Source organism: Mesorhizobium sp. B2-5-11 (assembly GCF_006440835.1).
Classification (GTDB): Bacteria; Pseudomonadota; Alphaproteobacteria; order Rhizobiales; family Rhizobiaceae; genus Mesorhizobium.
This window is the reverse complement of sequence record NZ_VFUK01000004.1, coordinates 236304-254776: the sequence shown is the minus strand read 5'-3', so window position 1 is coordinate 254776 and position 18473 is coordinate 236304. Positions and strand designations below refer to the sequence as shown.

The 18473-nt window shown below is 65.1% G+C and carries 14 protein-coding genes; 7 read left to right on the top strand and 7 right to left on the bottom strand.

The features are described 5' to 3' along the window. Window positions 1–38: 38 nt before the first annotated feature. The 3 genes from FJ490_RS15110 to FJ490_RS15100 all read right to left on the bottom strand — a co-directional run bounded on the left by FJ490_RS15110 (window position 39) and on the right by FJ490_RS15100 (window position 3768). Entirely contained in the window at window positions 39–695 is a 657-nt protein-coding gene (locus tag FJ490_RS15110) for a GntR family transcriptional regulator (protein ID WP_140499090.1), read from the bottom strand. A gap of 215 nt (window positions 696–910) precedes the next feature. Then, entirely contained in the window at window positions 911–1942 is a 1032-nt protein-coding gene (locus tag FJ490_RS15105) for a hydroxyacid dehydrogenase (protein ID WP_140499087.1), read from the bottom strand. 320 nt (window positions 1943–2262) lie between these two features. After that, window positions 2263–3768, bottom strand: coding sequence for a formyl transferase (locus FJ490_RS15100; RefSeq protein ID WP_140671045.1), 1506 nt, complete (start codon window positions 3766–3768; stop codon window positions 2263–2265). Between the two features lie 259 nt (window positions 3769–4027). Here FJ490_RS15100 and FJ490_RS15095 point away from each other — a divergent pair, with 259 nt between their 5' ends. Together FJ490_RS15095 and FJ490_RS15090 are read left to right on the top strand one after the other, a co-directional pair. Beyond that, a complete protein-coding gene (locus FJ490_RS15095; RefSeq protein ID WP_140728409.1) occupies window positions 4028–6160 on the top strand; it encodes an exopolysaccharide transport family protein in 2133 nt (710 codons plus the stop codon). A 1-nt stretch (window position 6161) separates the two neighbouring features. After that, window positions 6162–7532, top strand: a complete 1371-nt coding sequence (locus tag FJ490_RS15090; RefSeq protein WP_210239461.1) for a VpsF family polysaccharide biosynthesis protein — start codon at window positions 6162–6164, stop codon at window positions 7530–7532. Window positions 7533–7643: 111 nt separating this feature from the next. Here FJ490_RS15090 and FJ490_RS15085 read toward each other — a convergent pair whose 3' ends face one another. Beyond that, window positions 7644–8534, bottom strand: a complete 891-nt coding sequence (locus FJ490_RS15085; protein ID WP_140630565.1) for a LysR family transcriptional regulator — start codon at window positions 8532–8534, stop codon at window positions 7644–7646. 103 nt (window positions 8535–8637) lie between these two features. Between FJ490_RS15085 and FJ490_RS15080 the strand changes: the two genes are divergently transcribed. Beyond that, window positions 8638–9507 carry an NmrA/HSCARG family protein gene (locus FJ490_RS15080; protein ID WP_140499077.1) on the top strand — a complete coding sequence of 290 codons (870 nt, stop codon included), beginning with the start codon at window positions 8638–8640 and terminating at the stop codon, window positions 9505–9507. Between the two features lie 33 nt (window positions 9508–9540). Here the strand turns inward: FJ490_RS15080 and FJ490_RS15075 are convergent, their stop codons facing one another. Continuing rightward, window positions 9541–10800, bottom strand: coding sequence for a cellulase family glycosylhydrolase (locus FJ490_RS15075; RefSeq protein WP_140728410.1), 1260 nt, complete (start codon window positions 10798–10800; stop codon window positions 9541–9543). Further along, a complete protein-coding gene (locus FJ490_RS15070; RefSeq protein ID WP_140728411.1) occupies window positions 10797–11957 on the bottom strand; it encodes a DUF1972 domain-containing protein in 1161 nt (386 codons plus the stop codon). Before FJ490_RS15070 ends, FJ490_RS15075 begins: the two co-directional genes overlap by 4 nt. A 294-nt stretch (window positions 11958–12251) precedes the next feature. Here FJ490_RS15070 and FJ490_RS15065 point away from each other — a divergent pair, with 294 nt between their 5' ends. From FJ490_RS15065 to FJ490_RS15050, 4 genes are all read left to right on the top strand, one after another. After that, complete coding sequence (locus tag FJ490_RS15065) at window positions 12252–13421, top strand: glycosyltransferase (protein ID WP_140728412.1); 1170 nt, start codon at window positions 12252–12254, stop codon at window positions 13419–13421. Continuing rightward, window positions 13418–14719, top strand: a complete 1302-nt coding sequence (locus tag FJ490_RS15060; RefSeq protein ID WP_181165262.1) for a hypothetical protein — start codon at window positions 13418–13420, stop codon at window positions 14717–14719. Before FJ490_RS15065 ends, FJ490_RS15060 begins: the two co-directional genes overlap by 4 nt. 480 nt (window positions 14720–15199) lie before the next feature. Further along, window positions 15200–16411, top strand: coding sequence for a GNAT family N-acetyltransferase (locus tag FJ490_RS15055; protein WP_140728413.1), 1212 nt, complete (start codon window positions 15200–15202; stop codon window positions 16409–16411). 22 nt (window positions 16412–16433) lie between these two features. Further along, on the top strand, window positions 16434–17252 hold the full coding sequence (locus tag FJ490_RS15050) for a class I SAM-dependent methyltransferase (RefSeq protein WP_140728414.1): 819 nt from the start codon (window positions 16434–16436) through the stop codon (window positions 17250–17252). Between the two features lie 12 nt (window positions 17253–17264). Here the strand turns inward: FJ490_RS15050 and FJ490_RS15045 are convergent, their stop codons facing one another. Further along, window positions 17265–18452: an ATP-grasp domain-containing protein gene (locus FJ490_RS15045; protein WP_140728415.1), complete on the bottom strand. Its 1188-nt coding sequence runs from the start codon at window positions 18450–18452 to the stop codon at window positions 17265–17267. Between the last annotated feature and the right edge of the window lie 21 nt (window positions 18453–18473).

Below are 18473 nucleotides of genomic sequence, written 5' to 3'. Positions count from 1 at the left end.
GCCTGTTATCAGTCTTGCGCCTTTTAGCCAGGGCGGTCTCAGCCGCTCTCGATCTCCTGGAGATAGAACGCCTTGCTGGGCTGCAAATGGTCGACGCAGAGCTGCGCCAGCACCCAATTGTCCCGGCGCTTCAGCGCCTCGATCATCATCGCGTGGTGCTGGCGCGAGATGTCGAGCTTTTCCCTGTCGGCCAGCGAGTTAGCCCGCACCGGCAGGCTGAGGCGCATGTAATGCTCGATCGAGGCCACCAGATAGGCATTGCCGCAGGCCGAGAACATGGTGAGATGGAAACGATCATTGGCCTCGTGGATGCCGCGCAGGTAGCCGCTCTCGACATGGTCGTTATAGATGCGGAGGATCTGCGTCAGCTCTTCGATCAGCGCATCGCTCGCCGGCAGGCGGATCATCAGCGCCGCCTGGCGCTGCAGCATCTCGCGCACCTCGTAGATCTGCCGTACCTCGTCGGGCGACAGCCGCCGCACCATGGCGCCCTTGTTGCGCTCGCGCGTGACGACGCCTAGCCTTTCGAGCTGATAGAGCGCCTGTCGAATGGTATGGCGCGACACCGGGAAGCGGGCGAGCAGCACGTCCTCGACTAGGCGCGCGCCGGGCGCCAGCCTGCCGAAGATGATGTCTTCCTCCAGCGCGTGGACGATATCGGCTTCCTTGCCGCCATAATCGATCGTGTTGAGCATCGCGCTCCGTCGCGTTTTCGACAGCCTCATGGCGAGGGCCGCTCTTGCCGCCTTGCCATGGCGAAAAAAGAGAACCGGACCGATTGGCCTTGAGCCCGCCAGCTGCGCCATTACCGCCGACGGTCCCTGCCGCTTGCCGAGCCCCCAGATGGGCCGGGCGAGGGTCGTCGCTGGCCATGCTTTTGTCAAGCGACGCGAGGGACGTCGCCGCCCTGTCAGTTCCTGTCCACCGGCTTTGAGCGCATGCGCGAGACCGTTTCGCGCTCGGCGCGCTTGGAGCGCAGCGGCGGCAGGCCGCGGTCGATCAGGTCCATGTCCTCCAGCACCATGTCGCCCATGCGCTTGAAGGCGATGTCGAGCGCCCCGGCGCGGTGGGCCGAGCGCAGGAAGCCGGGCAAGGCGCGCACCGGGTGGTCCCGCGCCAGCGGCTCCTCGGGGAAGACGTCGCTGGCGGCGAGGATGTGGCCGCCCTTCACCGCCGCCATCAAAGCGGGGAAGTCGACCACGCCGGCGCGGCTGAGCAGGATGAAGGCCGCGCCTTTGCGCATCCTGGCGAAGGCGTCGGCGCCGAGGAAGCCCTGGTTCTCGCTGGTCACCGAGGCGACGACGAAGACGAAGTCGCTGGCGGACAGCACCTCGTCCATCGCGGCCGGCTCGACGCCATTGTCGATTAGAATCGACGGCGGCAGCCAGGGATCGAAGACTTTTGTCCTGGTGCGGAAACCCGACAGCAGCCGGTTCAGCGCGCGGCCGAGATCGCCGAAGCCGATGATGCCGACATCGGCGCCTGACAACAGCCGCGCCGTCCGGTTGCCGTCGCCGCCCCACAATTCCTCGCCCTTGCGGAAGGCAAGGTCGGCATCGACGATGCCGCGGGCGAGGTTGAGCGCCATGGCAAGGCCGAGCTCGGCCACCGGCTCGGCGAAGACCAGGCCCGTTGTGACGACATGGATGCCGCGCGCGAACAGCGTTTCATAGGGCATGTTGTCGATGAGGTTGCTCTCGACATTGAAGACGCAGCGCAGCGCCTTCATCTTCTCCAGCGTCTCGGCCGCGATCGGCGGCTGGCCGACGATGTAGCGGGCCTCGGCTAGCACATCGGCCGGCAGTTTCGCCACGCCGTCCGGCGTCGTCTCGACGATGCGATATTTCGCCTTGAAGCGCGCCAGCTGCGGCGGCGTGAAGATGAGGTCGAGCGTGCGCGGTTCGGGCGCGCTGATGACCAGCGGCAGGGCGCTGTCGGACATGGCGAATTCCTCCCGGCGCGATCGTTTTGGCGCCCTTCTGGATGCAATCTATCCCGGATTAAACGACTTACAACATGCATACGGAGGAGGAAAATTTCGCGACAAGAAAGGCGGGATTGCGGCTGGGGCGAGGGGCCGTTCTTGTACAAGGGCCCAAAAAAGGGAAAGGGAATGCGCTTCTGGCGCCGCAACCAACCACCGCTCCATACGTTGATCCATGCCGGACCGATTCCGGCTTACTCCAGAGCCTCACCCCGCCGGCCATGACTGGCGGGGGCTTTTTGCCAGAGGGCCGTATCGACCTTATGCGCAGGCCGTCGTCAGCGCCCGCCGCTCGTTTGCTTCCAGCGCGGCGCGATCGCGGAACCGTCGATGAATTCAAGGCCGCCCGCCTCGTTGAGCGTGTGCAGCTTGCGCCCGCTCCATAACGCGCCAGGCGTCAAGATGGTCTCGACAACCTGGCTCATGCCGTCCAAATCGAGGTGAACAATGCGTGCGATGCCGAGCGCCGCGCCATAGCTCCTGCGGCAGTCCTGCACGGGGCGCAGCAATTGGCCCTCCCGTTCTACCATGCGGCCCGCCGGTCGCGCCGAGGCGATGTCGATCAGGACGGGGTTTTTGGGGTGCGGCGTCCACGGTCCGCGAAAGTCCGGCGCCGACCACAGATGCAGCGCGTCGGAAAAGGCGCCGCCGCCGTCCCTGACGGTGGCGAACAGCCACCATCGTCCGCCATGCTCGACCAGGGTGGCGTCGCTGGCGACGATGTCTGACAGCAGCGTCGCTTCCTTGACCCAGCCGCCAGGGAAGGCGGTGGCGCGGTAGAGGTCGACCGTGCGGTTGGCGCAGCTCTCCGGCACCATCCAGACTTCGCCGTCGCGCTCGAAGACGAACGGATAGGACAGGTGATAGGGCAGGTCGAGCACCGGTTCCGGGCGGCCGATCGGCCCCGACGGGCCGAACGGCACGGCGGAGATGATGGCCCGGCCCAGACGGTGGATATAGTCCTCGACGAACAGGGTCACCTTGCCCTGATACAGGATCGGGAATGGGTCGGCGTAGAAGCGGCTGCCGTCGTCGGGAAGCACCTGCCAGCCCGTTGCCGGATGCGCCCGCAGGTCGAGCAGGTCCTGCCCCTGCGTTTGCCGCCAGCCGACCTTCCAGTGCGGGGCGTTGTAGCAGAGATGGTAGATCTTCTGGACGACGCGCCGCGCCAGCGCCTTGCCGGCCCTGACGCCAAGCTTGGCGGCGGACGGCATGGCGGGCGCGGCATTGCCGTGCGCCGGCTCCGGCAGGACGGGGAGAGCGTGCCGCGCGGCGCCGGTCATCGCCGCCAGGATCAGGCTCGCGGTGCGCGCCAGCATATCCTGGAACGAGGCAAGCGCGATGCCGCCATATTCGGTGCCCAAGCGGCCTTCGGCGAGGTACGTACCGTTTTCCTCTATACGGCCAATCGGCGTTCGCCCATCGAGGATCAGCGCCAGCAGGGCTGCTTCGCCCGCGGCGCCATCATAGGTCACGCGCCAGACGCGGGTTCCTTCGCGCTGCACGTCGCCGCAGAGGTCGATCACCAGATCGGGCGCTGCCGGCGGCCGCGCTTGATAGGGCGCCAGCGCCGAAAGCGGCAGGCGTTTCGCCAGTCCGTTCGCGGACAGGCCATGGATGGCCGTTTCCAGCTGAAACAGCGCCGCGGCGCTGGGTGGTATGCCGCCCTCGGCCGGCCTGAGATCGACGGAGACCTCGACATGCGCCAGCGCCGCCAGGCGCTCCAGTAGCGTCAGGTGAAAGGCACGCGGGCATTCGCTGTCCAGGCGCAGGCTCACCTGCATGTCGCATCCTCGTTGTGTTCGATATTGGGCCAGTGTTTGGACGCGGGAAACGGCCGGACGGATGAAGCGTTGCCCCATTCCATGTCGTCTCCCCGTTGCCCGCGCCGTTCCAACACTCGTGCCTCTTCTAGGCAAACTCCGTGCCAGAAATCACAAGAGCTCTCAATATAATTAACAGTGTTTTAACAGTTGGAAGCATAGCTAAGACAAAGCCGCAATCTTATCTTTGCAGGCGCATGGAGTGTTGTCGGAGCGACCCTTGCAATCATCCCTGCTCTCGTTGCCGCAACAATACGCTCCGGAGGCGATGCAATACGCGCCCGAAGCGGTGCCGTCGGCGCCGTCCTACCCGGCCTCGACCGTCGAGCTGGGCGACGTGAAGCGCATACTGGTGCGCCGCCGTTTCCTCATCTTTGCCATCACCGCGCTGCTGACCCTCGGCGCCCTGCTCTATGGGCTTTTGACGCCGGCGCTCTACAGCTCGGCGGCGGAAATCATCATCGATCCGCAGGACCTGCAGGTGGTCAGCAACGACGTCAATCCGAGCCAGGTGCCGCCCGACGGCGGCATAACCCGTGTGGAAAGCCAGGTCAGCGTCGTCCAATCGACGGGAGTGCTGCTCAGGGCCATCAAGGCGACCAACCTGACCGAGGATCCTGAATTCAACGGGCAGGGCATGCTGGGACGTTTACTCGGCGGATTGCTGGGTTCGGGATCGGGCGAAGCCGACAAAACGGCCAAGACGCTCGATGCGTTGCGCGCACGCCTGGCGGTGCGGCGAGCGGACAAGGTGCTGGTCATCGAGGTGATCATCACCACGAAGAATGCCGAGAAGTCGGCGATGCTGGCCAATGCGATCGCGCAGGCCTATCTGGCAGATCAGGCGAGCTCACGCGCACGGATGGCCAAGGACGCTTCGGACGCCATCGCCGCGCGGCTGGATGAGCAACGCAAGCGCGTCCAGCAGGCCGAGAATGCCGTCGAGGCCTACAGGTCCGCCAACAACATGGTGATGGCGGCGGGCAATCTGGTCAGCGACCAGGAACTGACCGAGCTGAATACGCAGCTTTCGGCGGCGCAAAGCCGCACCGCGGCGCTGAAGGCGCAGGTCGACCAGTTGCGCAGGTCGGGCGGGGCGCCGGACGCGACCTCGGAAGCGATGCGCTCCTCGGTGATTTCGAGCCTCAGGGCGCAGGAGGCGACGCTTGTCGACAAGGTATCGCAGTTCGGCACGGAACTTGGGCCACGCCATCCCTCGATGATCGCGGCGCAGCAGCAGCTGCGCGACACGCGTGCGCTGATCGGGCGAGAGCTCGGCCGCATCGGAGCGGCTGCCGAGACCGACTACGAGCGAGCGCTGGCCAACCAGCAGGCGCTGGAGGCCAAGGTCGCCGGCATGAAAACCAAGTCGCTCGATACGGACCAGGCTTCGGTCAAGCTGCGCGAGTTGCAGCGCGATCTCGAGGCCGTTCGCTCCGTCTATGCCAACTATCTGCAGCGTGTGCAGGAGACGCGCGAGCAGATCAACGTCGACAGCACCAATGCGCGGATCATCTCCAGTGCCATGCCGGCCCTGAAGAAGAGCTGGCCGCCGCTGTCGCTGCTTGTCCTGGGCGCGCTCTTCGGCGGCCTGGGGCTCGGCACCGGCCTGGCGCTGATCGCGGAATATTCCTCGCCGACAGTGCTTTCCAGCGCGCAGATGCAATCGGCCATCGACGCGCCGGTGCTTGGCGTGGTGCCGGCAAAATCGGGCAACACCCGCCGCTGGTGGCCTTTTGGCGGCGCGGCCGCCGCGGCCAGCCAGAAGACGGACGCGGTCGTCGGGCTGGCGCTGAGGCGCATGTTCTCGTCGGGCCGGCGTCCGCCGGACTGGCCGCTGGTGCCGTCCATACTGGTGACGTCGCCGCCCGAGGACGCCGCGCATCGCGGCAGGGTGGCGCGCTTGCTGGCCAATGCCGCGGCCGCCCGAGGCGGCCGTATCCTGTTCATCGATACCAATGCCGGCGGCGGCCAGAAAGATCAGCAGCCGGGCGTGCTCGACGTGCTTCGCGGTGAGTACGGTATCGAGGCGTTGAGCCAGTATACGCCCGGCAGCAATGTCGCGCTTTTGGGGAGGGGCCGGTCAAAGGCCGTCTTCCAGGAGGCGCAGGGCGTCTATTTTGCCCAGCAGATGTTGGTCCAGGCGGGCCGCCACTTCGAACTCGTCGTCATCGATGGCGGTGCGCTGGCCGACAATCTCAATGCCTCGCCGCTGGTAGCGATGGCCGACGAAATCCTGCTCGTCGCCACGCTGAACTCGACGCCGATGCGCGATGTCGCGGCGGCCTCGCAGGCCATTTCCGTCATGGGGCGGTTGCCGACCGGCGCCTTGCTGATCGACGAGGCGGCCTGACATGGCCGCCGTCCGGCCCGCCAGCCCGGCAGCCGGCTGGGCCGCGCCGGGTCAAGCCGCCGCCGCATCCCGCGCCGGCAGTTCCGTCGACTGGGTGACCCGCTTCGGCCTGGTCGTCACGGTGGCGGTGCTGTTCGCCGTTTCCGGCGGCATGCTATGGCTGGTGGGCTACAATTACGACGGCCTGCTCGGCAGTCCGGCCACCAAGATCCATCCGTCGACCTATCTCCTGGTGCTGGTGTTTGCCTGGCGTTCATGCACGTTCGGCAATCCGGTCGGCTATATGGCTGCCGTTGCCGACCGGCGGCCGGCCAGCGCGCTGATGGCGGTCATCTCGGTCGTGCTCCTGGTGGTGGTCGTCGTCAGGCATCGCCCGGGCATGGCGGGCATGGTCGATACGTTCGTGACGGCGGCGCTGCTGGTGCTGATGCTGGCCGAGGACGACGACCGGACCTTCGCGCGGCTGCAGACGGTCGTTCACGCGGTGATGTCGGCGAATGCGGTGCTGGCGCTGTTCGAGTTCGCGACCAAGACGCTGGTGTTTCCCTACCGGCTCGACGGCGAGGTGTTCACGGACCTGCGCTCGACCGCGCTTCAGGGCCATCCGCTGGCCAATGCCACGATCACCGCGGTCTATGTGCTGGCGCTGCTCTCCGGCTCACGGTCGCTGTCGATGCCGCTGCGGCTTTCGCTGATCGGCCTGCAAACCGCGGCGCTGGTCGCCTTCGGCGGACGTTCGGCGATGGTGATCACGCTCGCGCTCGGCGGCATCTATCTGCTTTTCAGGGGCGTGGCCTATCTGCGGCATGGACGCGTCAGCCTGCTGGGCGCGGCCCTTGCGGTCCTGCTCGCCACGCTGCTGCCGGTGGCGGTCGCCCTTCTCTTTTCCTACGGCTTCTTCGACGCGCTGCTGGAGCGCTTCGTTTCCGACAGCGGCAGCGCCAATGCCCGCGTCGAAATGTTCGACCTCTTCAAGAATCTGGGGCTGGGCGACCTGATCGTGGGGCCTGATATCGATCTGATCGAAAGCATGCGCCGCATCAACGGCCTGGAACAAGGCATCGAGAACCCGATCATACGCATGGTGCTCTATCAGGGCGCCTTCTTTACCCTGCTGATGCTGTTCGGCTTCGTGCTGTTCATGCACGAGGTGGCACGCCGCTGCCATCCCGGCATCTGGCTGCCCATGCTGGGCTGGCTGATCCTGCTCAACACCTCCGAGACCCTCGCCTCCAAGACGACGCTGTTGACCAAATTCGTGGTGCTGGCGCTGGTGCTGTACCGGCCGGCGCGGGCCGTGGCGCGGCAAGAGGCGCAAGCAGTGCGCGCAATTGGAGACGACCGGCGAAGAGCGCAGCCTCTCCGCCGTTAGCGGCTGATCCCCTGTGTTTCGCAAAGACGGATCGCATGTGACATGGGGCTCAGCCATGACGCCGGGAAAGCGCTTCTTAGGACTTTCCACGCCCGAAAGCGGGCACGGTCGTCACCTGCCAATATAGGCAGCCAGTTCGTCGGGCGTCCCGTTTGGGAAGGCCTGTTTTAGAAAGTCCATGAACGCCGACACTCGCGCGCTGAGCAGCCGTCGAGAGGGGTAGAGCGTCCATAGAGCGATCTCGGGGCCGTCGATCTCCCCCCAACTTACCAGTGTGCCGTCAGCCAGGTCGTGGCTCACCAACGAAATGGGAAGACGTGCCGCACCGACGCCGGCCCGCACCGCGTCCCGGACCATGATGAGCGTCGACAAGGCGACGACCGGCTCGATCGTGATCGTTGACCGGCCGCCTTGTGTCTTCACGTGCAATGTCTGCAGATCGCCTGCCCCGCGCGCAACGCCAGGAGCGGCGAGTCCACCGGTCGGGCGAGGAAGGTCGGGGCGAGCCACCAGGACCAGGCGATCGCGCAGAAACGCCCGTCCGACCAGGCTTTCGTCGGGATCCGGATTGACCCGGATCACCAGGTCGTAGCCTTCCTCGATCATGTCCACGGCCCGGTCCTCGGTCGTGACCTCCAGCCTCACCTCCGGATATTTGAGGGCAAACCCCGCAGCGATCCTTCCCATTGCGGTCTGAGAAAAATGCAAAGGCGCGCTGATCCGTAGCTTCCCCTTCGGTCTCTGACCGCCCGAGGCAATTGCCGAAGCGGTCTCGTCGAGTTCGGCGAGCAACGCTCCCGTCCGCTCGAAGAGCGCCCGTCCTTCTTCGGTGAGCTTGAGGTTACGCGCACCCCGTTCAAACAGGCGCAGATCAAGACTGCTTTCCAGTTCGCCAACGCGCCGGGACAGGGTTGCCTTGGGCCGGCCGGTCGCCCTTGCCGCTTTGCCGAAGCCGCCATGACGGGCAACGAGATTGAAATCGGCGAGGGCAAGGAGGTCCATGTGTGTTCCACCAGTGAGACGACGTGTCTAAAATTTCCGCCTGTTGGGCTGTTAGTGAGACACACATATTGGAGCTGTCAAGCAATCCAACAGGAGAAATTTCATGACCATTCTCGTTACCGGCGCCACGGGCAACATTGGCCGCCAAGTCGTCGAACATCTCGTCAAGCGCGACGCAGATGTGCGTGCTCTCGTCCGCGATCCGTCGAAAGCCAACTTCCCGGCAGGCGTCTCCGTCGTGCAAGGCGACTTTCTCGATGTCGATTCGCTGCGGAAAGCCATGTCCGGAGTCTCTACTCTGTTCCTCTTGAACGCCGTGGTACCGGACGAATTCACCCAAGCTTTGGTCGCGCTCAACGTCGCCCGATCTGCCGGCATCGAGCGGATCGTCTATCTGTCGGTGGTCCACGCTGACGTCTATGTGAACGTACCCCATTTCGCGGGCAAGTTCGGCGTCGAGCGCATGATCGAGGAGATGGACTTCAAGGCTACGATCTTGCGCCCGGCCTACTTCATCCAGAACGATCTGATGATCGAAGACGTCATCACCGGCTACGGCACCTACCCAATGCCGATCGGCGCCAAAGGGCTCGCCATGATCGACGTGCGTGATATCGCCGAGATCGCCGCCCTCGAGCTGCTGCGCCGCGAACAGTCTGCGGAGCCGCTTGTGCTCGACCGGATCAACCTCGTCGGCCCGGAGACACTGACCGGGACGGATATCGCCGCAATCTGGTCAGAGGTGCTTGGCCGCCCGATCAACTACGGCGGCGACAATACCGAAGGCTTCGAGCAAAATCTCAAGCAACTCTTGCCCGCCTGGATGGCCTACGACATGCGCCTGATGGGCGAGCGGTTCTTGACCAACGGGATGCTGCCTGAGGCCGGCGACGTCGAGCGCCTGACTGCCTTGCTCGGACGCCCACTGCGCCCATATCGCGACTTCGCCTCGGCGATCGCTGCCTCCGCTTGACGGAAGCAAGGACAAGCGACGGGGATAGGCCGTCTAGCCCGGCATCTCCAGCCCAAGCGCCTCGATCATCGCCGGGTCCAGGGCGCGCGTGGTGTCGTCCATCATGCCCATGCCGTCGAAGAGGGCCCAGAAGGCCCAGGCAAAGCCGAACGACTCTGCGCTTTGCCTGACGTCGGCGATGTAGCGGGCGCGGTCGGGATCGGGCGCGGCGACATAGTGGGCGTCGGTGCGCAGCGCGCCGAACTCGCCCATGATGATGCGTTCGGGCGCGATGTCATGGCTACCCGCCCAATCGCGCGCCTGGCTAAGGTATTTGTCGATGAACCAGCGGCCGGGCTGGGCGTCAAAATAGACCTTCAGCACGCGCTCGGTTTCCGCGTAGGCGGCTTTCTTGTCCGCTTCGGAGGTTTCGGCGTCCTCGGCCATGCGCGCCCGCACCGAAGCCAGCGTCGCCTCGAGCGAACCGGCCGAGGCGGGCCACGGCACGTTGTTGAGCGAACGGTAGACGGGTTCGCTCATCCACGGCGCGCCCTGGTGGCTGAACAGGTAGGGCTCATAGAAGTGGAAGGTGAACAGGATCGGTTCGAAGCGCGAGAGCGGCGCCGGATCGAGCGCGGTCAGCCCGCTCACCATAGAGCCGCAGCCACCGGTCACGACCAGCGGCAGGGTAACGGACGATGCCCTGGCTTCGGTCAGGAGCGCGAACTGGACCTGCGACCAGACGTTGGACTCGCAGGATTGCTGCGGCTCGTTGACCGGCTCCAGCGCGACCTTGCCCGATGAAAACCGCGCCAGCCGGCCGGCAAGCTCGCCGATCAGCGTCCGATAGAGATCGAAGGCGGGCGCGGCAGTGCTGGAGACCATGCGGTCCGGATTCCAATAGTGGGTCGCGCTATTGGCCTGCACGTTGACGATGATGCCGAGGTCGGCGTCGAGGGCGGCGTTGACGGCCCGATCGAGCATCGCCAGCAAACGGCCGCGCGTGCCGGCATCGCCGGCCAGGAACGGGCCGGGATCGACCGGCAGGCGGATGAAATCGAGACCCGTCGCGCGCAGCCTGCGCAGATCGGCCGCCGTCGGGACCGGCCGCTGCTGGAATGGAGGCCAGTCGTAGTCGGTACGGGGTGCGGGGAATTCGCGCGTCAGCGAAAACCAGGGGAAGGCGTTGACGCCGCGCCGGAAGCGCCATTCGCCGGTGGCGGCCAGGCTGGACGACACGGGAGAAAGCGGCGCGAACAACGCCGCCGTGGACAGCGCCGCTCCGAGAACCCGCCGGCGCGACCACGTCGTCATGCGTGCGAGGGATGGTCGACCGGAACGGCCTCGCCGGCGACGACGCCGAGCAGCCGGAAGGCTTCATTCTCATAGGCCAGCAGCACGTCTTCCCAGCGGAAGGCTTCGCGGGCGCGCGCCCTGGCGGCCTCACCGCAACTCTCGACCAGGGCGTCGTCTTCGATGGCCCGATCGATCCGGCCGGCGCAAGTGCCGGTATCGGTGAAATAGAGGGCGGCGGCGCCCGCGGTCCACCTGTTGTAGGGATTGTCGTGGGCGATCACCATGTTGCCGGCCGCCAGCGCCTCGACCAATGACGGGTTGGTGCCGCCGACCGTGTGGCCATGCATATAGGCGCGCGCGTGGTACCGCAGCGCCTTCACGGTCGCCTGGTCATAGATGGCCCCGGGCAGAACCACCGAGCCGTTCGCGGCCTTGCGGATGGCGGCGTGATAGGGGATTTCATCTGAGAGCGTTCCAAGCACCACCAGCTTCATGTCGCGCTTTTTGCTGCAAAAGGCTTCGACGATCGGCAGGATGTTGTTGTCGGGCTCGATGCGCGCGATCGAGATCAGGTACTTTCCAGGTTCGAGCCCGAGCGCCCTGACCGGTGCCTCCGGCGCCGTCGTCACCGGATCGCCGCCATAGGGGATGGTGACGATCGCGCTGCGCGGCCGGCGTGTCGCCAGATGATCGGCGATGACAGGATGATCGGCGACGAGGCGATGCGAGGTCCAGGCGCCGATCCATTCGTTGAGCCAGAACCAGCTTCGCGCCGCCGAGCCCCATTTGGGGCGGCGCCATTCGATGCCGTCCATGTTGATCATGATCTTGCGCCGCATCAGCCTGAGCCAGGTCAGGAAAAGCGCGCCATTGTAACCCAGCACGAGGCACACGCCGGGCCGCCGCACGGCATCGCGCACGCATTGCCAGTCGAATTCCAGCGTCGCGCGCGGACCTTTCGAGGCGACCTGGATGTGGATGAGTTCGATGCCGCGCCAGGTTTCGCTGCGCGCCCTGTGCTCGACACGCTCGACTTCGTCCTGGCAGTAAACGCCGACCCTCCAGCCGCGTCCGGCGAGGAAAAGCGCCAGCTTCTCGGCGAAGGTTTCAAAACCGCCATGGGCCGCGGGTATGCCGCGCGTTCCCAGGATCAGGATGGAGGGCTTTGATGTCATGGCCGACGGGACTTTCCGGAATGTTCATTGCACCAGAACCCACCCTGCGACTTCCAGCCGGGCAAGAGTGGGAGCAACTGTCGCAGAACGTCGTAAAAAATTCTTACCAAACGCCGGGGTTGTTTCATTATCGGTCAACTTTCCGGGCGTATCTGTACCGGAACGAGGCGTTGCCGGGGTTCCTCGGCCTAACCGCCTGGGAAAGCGGACCGGGCATGATCCTTGCTCCTGGACTTCTGCAGCCATCCGCCTCGCGCGATGCTGGATGGGGTATGAACCTGGCGGGATATTAAGATGCGGATTGCCTGCGTTCATCAGGGCTACGAACTCTATGGCTCCGACCGAAGCTTCGCGGAAAGCGTCGCAGCCCTGCGCGCCGCGTTTCCGTCCGCCGACATCGAAGTCGTGCTGCCGCGCAGCGGGCCGATCGTGCAGATCCTCGAACCGCATGCCAGCCGGATCGTCTTCGAGCCGCTCTGGGTGTTGCGGCGCCAAGCCATCCTGCGCCTCGCGACCGTCGAGATGGCGCGCCTGCCGCTGGCCCTATGGCGGGCATGGCGACGTCTGAGGCAATGCGATCTGGTCTATGTCAACACCTCGATCGTGGCCGACTATGCGCTGGCCGCCCGCCTGCTGCCTCACAAGGCTGTCCTGCATATCCACGAGATCCCCGAAGGTTTCATGCGCACGATCCTGGTCGCCTTGATGCGCTGGAGCCATGCCGACCTGATCTTCAATTCACGCGCCACGCGCGCCGCTTTCGGCATTGCCGGACGTTCACGCACGCATGTGGTCTATAATGGCGTTGCCGGCCCGCCTGCGGTCGAGCCGATGCGCTATGACGGCAGCCGGCCGTTGCGGGTGCTGCTGCTCGGCCGCATCAACAGGATCAAGGGCCAGGAGGTGCTGCTCGAGGCGGTCGCCTCGATGCCGCCGGAATTGCGCTCGCGCATCGAAGTGCGGCTGGTGGGCGGCGCTTTCGAAAGCACCGAGCGCGAACTGGCCTTGGCCGAGCTGGTGAACACAATGGGATTGGCCGATCGCGTCAGTGTGCTGCCGTTCATACCGGATCCCTCGCAACACTACCGCTGGGCCGACATCGTCACCGTTCCGTCGCGGCGTCCGGAATCGCTGGGCCGCGTCGCCATCGAGGCGATGGCCTATGGTCGGCCGCCACTGGTGTCGGCGATCGGCGGGCTGGTCGAGGTGGTCAGCGATGGAGAGACCGGCTGGCATGTTCCGCCGAACAACGCCGCCGCCCTTGCCGCGAAATTGCAGGCCATCATCCTGCGGCCCGAGGCCTGGCGCGGTTTTGTTGCTGCCGGCCGCGCGCGCTACGAGACAGTCTTCAGCGAACCGGTCGCAGCGGCCGCGATCGCGGCGATCGCCGCCGACAAGCTGAAAGTGACGATGGCGAGGCCGGGCAGGCCGGCAACCGCCCACCAGGCGGAGACCCGGCCGTGAAATTCCCGGTCCATCTGCTGCGACGCCTCGTGCTGATGGTCGGCGGCGAGGCGATGCAGAGCGGCTTTCACTTTGCCCTCAACATCGCGCTGCTGCACATACTGTCGGCGCAAGGTTACGGTCTCTTCGCCATCGGCATGGTGATGGGCGGCGTCGGCCTGTCGTACATCCGCTCGCTCACTGCCGTCCCCGCCTCGATATGGATGGGCAAGAGCACCAACAGTGCCGGCGTCGATGCCCATGACGTGGCCTTCGGAACAGCGGCGCTTGTGGTGTCGCTGCTGATGGCGGGCAGCACGGCGATCCTGATGCATCTGCTGGGCGATCCGAGCGGCATCGCCGCCGGCTGCTTCGTCGGCGCATGGTCGCTGCGCAGCCACATGCGCACGGCACTGTTCGCTCGGCGCCAGCAGGTGATCGTCTCCATCAGCGACGCCGCTTTCACGATTACCGGCATCATCCTGACCGGACTGACCATGTGGTTGGCGAAGGACGCGCTGCAAACCGTGTTTTATGCGCTTGCGGCCGCAAATCTGCTCGGCATCGTCGTTCTGGTTCGGCTGGCGCGCCGCACACCTCGCATCAGCTTCCGCATGCCGACGCGCCGCCGCTATACAAGGCTCTGGCCGCAGCTGCGCTGGTCGGCGTTCAGCGCGACCACCACGAACATCCAGGGTCAATGCCTGGCCCTGCTGGTCGCGGGCATTGCCGGACCCGCCGCTTACGCGCCGCTGGCGGCGGTCCTCGTGCTGTTTGCCCCACTGCGCATCATCAGCCTTGCTCTCTTCAACATGACGCAGCCGGAGCTGGCGAAGCTGATGCGCAACAACGAAACAGGTCGTGTCTGGGCGCAAGCGAAGATCTGGTCGCTGGTCATGGGGATCGGTGGCCTCGTCTATGGATGTGCCATCCTATTCGTCCTGCCGATGATAAAATCCCAGGCCCTCCAGGATGCCTCGGTCGGATTCATCGGACTTTTCGTGATCGCGAATTTCATCCCGGTCATGCTTTATGTCATGCCTCGCATCATCCTTGAGATCCTCGGCGATTTCCGGACCGTCGCCTTCATCACGACCGGTGGCGCAGTCGTGGGGCTGGCGCTGATCGCAATCCTGCTGGCAATCGCGCCTCCGCCGTGGTCGCTGTTGGGTTCCGCGGTCTCCGAAATCTTCGTCCTTGCCGCATCATGGTATTTCGCGCGTCACCGCATATGGAACATCGAGCACCCGGACCAGCGGCGCGACAGCTGGTTGGGCGGGTGGCGGCGGTCGGTCCCGTTCGCCCCGGTAAAACGGTAGCAGAGACCGGTGGCAGGCGAGGCAGTGAGGGTGTAACGGACGCACGCGGCGGGAAGGCCCCGTTTGTCGTCGGCGTGGTCTCACGAATGGCCCCGACGTGGCACGACCGATCGGTGCAATTTCTGATTGTCCATCAACGCACCGTTCATGCTTTGATGCTAGCGATCGACCTGAGCGCAAGTGCCCAACGTCTCACCGGGCCTCATGGCAGGTCGACGAGCTGGGCACGCGGGCAAAGGTTCGACTAGTTCGGCCATCGGCCGGTAGGCGAAAGCAACGAACATAATGGCGCCAAAGGTCTGGTCCTGACCGAACTTTGCCGCGGTTTAGGATGCGTGGGTATCGCAAGCGCTGCCATTGGTCCGCAACCATGGCTTTCGTGCGCTCCAACGCACGGCTGCCCGGGGCGGTCCTGAGTTGGCGGGGTTTACACTGCTTGCGTGGACGATGTTTATGGCCGGCCGGGAGGGCAGGAGAAGCATGTGGCAAGCCACGGGAACGGCTCCCAAGACGGATCTATCCGACGGGTTATTGTCCCCGACTGCCGCCAGCGCCGGTACAGCCGCGCGCTTCAAAGCCCGGCTGCACACCAGCCTCGACACTGTAAAGCCGCTCTGGCTGCGATTTCAGGCCGATGGCGTGTGCACCGCGCATCAGCATTATGCGTGGGTCGAGGGGATCGCCAAACGGCTGATGCCCAAAGGCGCGGAACTGCTTGTCGTCGAGGTCAAGGACGCCGCCACGGGCGCGCCGGTCATGCTTTTGCCGCTGATGCGGCGCCGGGCGCTGGGCCACTCCCTGATCGAATGGTTGAGCTGCGGCGTCTGCGATTATTCGGCACCGCTGCTGGCGGATGACAGGGCATGGACCAGGCAAGGCGCCGACGCCGCATGGGCGGCAGTCCGCGCCGTGCTGCCACCGGCGGATCGCATCCATATCTTGGGAATCCCGCAACAGATCCAACGAGTCGCCAATCCTCTGGCGCTGCTTTCGGCGGCGCACGATTCTCTCCAGATCACCTCCGGCCTTGTCCTGCACGGCGAACCGGAAACGCTCATCAAGCGCATCTGCAGGCCCTCCTTCGCCAAGAGCTTTCACAAGCATTGCCGCCGCCTCGAAAAGCTCGGCGGCCTGAGCCTGGTCGAGGCCGACACGCCGGCGCTGACGGAAACGCTCTTTGACACGCTCCTTGAACTGCGACTGAAGCGGTTTCGCGAGCTCGGCCGTTTCGACCTCTTGACGCAGGAACCCGTCGTCGACTTCTACCGAGTTGCCGCGCTGCATGGCCTTTCCGACGGCTCGGTGCGCATCTTCGGATTGCGCGGAGGGGAAGCCTGGCTCGCCGTCATCTATGTACTGGTCAGGAAAGGCACGCTGCATACCCTGTTGCTCGGGATCGACCAGAATGCCGTTGCCCCGCCGGGACTGACTACATTTGGCAAGCTGATGATGTGGGGGCGCGGGCAAGGGTTCGACTATTTCGACCTTTCGGTTGGCAGCCAGGGCTATAAGGAGCATATCGGCGCCACCAGTTCGGTCCTGGCCGAACTGTGCCAGTCGATGACGCTGCGGGGATGGGGCGCCACCGCCTATATTTCGCTGCGCTGCCGGATCGAGCTTTTCATTCGCTCCAAACCGCGGCTGCTCAAGGCCGGCCAAGGCCTGGTACGCGGCCTGCGCCGCTTGCGCTGACAGGCAACCGAGCCGATCCGCAATGAACCGTGAAACGCACAGCATCGATTTGCAGGACCGCTCGAGGGGACGCATCGCAAGGGCGCTGCGGTTCGTCCGGCAGCAAGGAATCCTCGAACCGCTCCGGCTCGTGCGGCGGCATGGCCTTGGTGACAGCGGCCGCTTCGTCGCACGCAACATCCGCCATCTCGTTGCCGACCGGCTGGCGCGCCGGTGGGATCGCGACAATGGCGTCGATACGGCGGGTTCGATCCGGCTCGACGCGCTCGATGTCGTCGGACCGCACCGGGACCAGGGCAATGAATGCGTCTGCACGTCGCCCAGATCCTTCGCCTTCATCATGGACAGGCTGACGGACGATCTCGCAGACTACACCTTCATCGATATCGGTTCGGGCAAGTCGCGCACGCTCCTGCTGGCCTCGCACTACCCGTTCGCCGCGATTGTCGGTGTGGAGTTCGCGCGGGAGCTCGTCGCAATCGCCCGGCGCAACATCGAGCGATACAAGAGCCCGGCCCAGAAATGCCGCCAGATTGCAGTTATCGAAGCGGATGCCGCGACGTATGAGTTCCCGCCGACGCCGCTGCTGGTCTATTTCTACAATCCCTTTTCCAGGGACGTGTTCGAAATCGTGCTGGGCAATCTCATGTCGTCGCTGGAACGGCACCCGCGGCCCTGCCTCGTCGTTTACGGCAGTTCGAGCCACAGGGCCATCGAATGGGCGAAGCCCGCCATCCGCGATGCCGGGTCTTTCCAGCAACGCGTGACGCCGCCCATGCCGCGTTTCCTCGACGCGGTGCGGACCATCGATTACGCGATCTTCGACTACCGGCCATCATAAAGGGCGATTTTGTCAGGGCCGGCGGCCGGCCGGGTTCAGCAGCCGTTTCGTCAGCACCCGCCATGCCGTCAGCGGCAGTTCGATCAGCCCCGGCAGCAGATCGTTTGAGGCGAACGCCGCCCAGGATCGAACCGTCGCGAAGGAGTTGACATAGGCCGCGATGCCAAGCCTGCCGCCCAGCATCAGCGTCACGGATGAAACAGCGTCGCGGGCCAGATACATCCATGCCGTTCCCGGGCGAGCGGTAGCGGCTGCGGTGGCCCGGCCGTTCACTGTCTCCCACAGCATCGCGCCCAGGTCGACGCCGGCAGGCGCGCAAAGTCCGAACCACGACCAGGGGCGCGGATTGACGTCGAGAAGCTTGAGCGTGCCGTCGCGACAATCGTGCTTGAATTCGACCTCGACCAGGCCGCTATGGCCGATCGACAACAGCAATGTGCGCGCGGCAGCGACGGCGCGGGGCTCGTCGACGATCTCGACGAAGGTGCTGGTATAGCCGAAGTCGACCGGATACTGCCGCGAGCGGCGCGCGGTGAACTCCGCGATCGGCTTGCCCTCGTTCCAGAGCGCGGCGTAAGAGAATTGGCTTTCTCCCCCGCCCGGCACGCGCTCCTGCACGACGACGTTTTGGCCGCCGACCTGTTCGGCCGCGTCGCGATAGGCGGCAAGAAACGAGGCCCTGTCGTCGGCCTGGACGACCTTGGCCCTGGCGATGCGGGTGTTGCCGCCGCCCATGTGAGGCTTGAGAACGACCGGAAAAACCATGTCCAGGGATGAGGCCTGCGCCATGGATGCGATGTCATAGGTCCTTGGAATGGACAGCCGCAACTCGGTTGCCCGCCTGTAGAGGAGAGGCTTGTCGCAGACCCACTGCAACGCATCCCAGGAAGGCAGCAAGATCTTATAGATCGCCGACAGGGCGGCGAGGTTTTCCGAGACCAGGCGAACCTCTGGATCGGCGGCCGGGATCAGGAGGCATCCCTCCAGCCGGTGTTTAGGCGCCGCTTCCAGCAGAAACGGCAGTGCCCGCTCATCGTTTGGGCCGGGCCAGCGGATGGTGGCTCCGACAAATCGCGACCAGCCCGGCAGCGGCGAATCATTGGTGATGTAGGTGAGGGGCACTTTTTGCGCGCCGAGGCTGCGCGCCAGGGCAAGCGTGCCGTGCGCGCCCCCAAGAAACACTGCGCCTGACGTCGCCAAGCCTACATCCTCACATGCTGT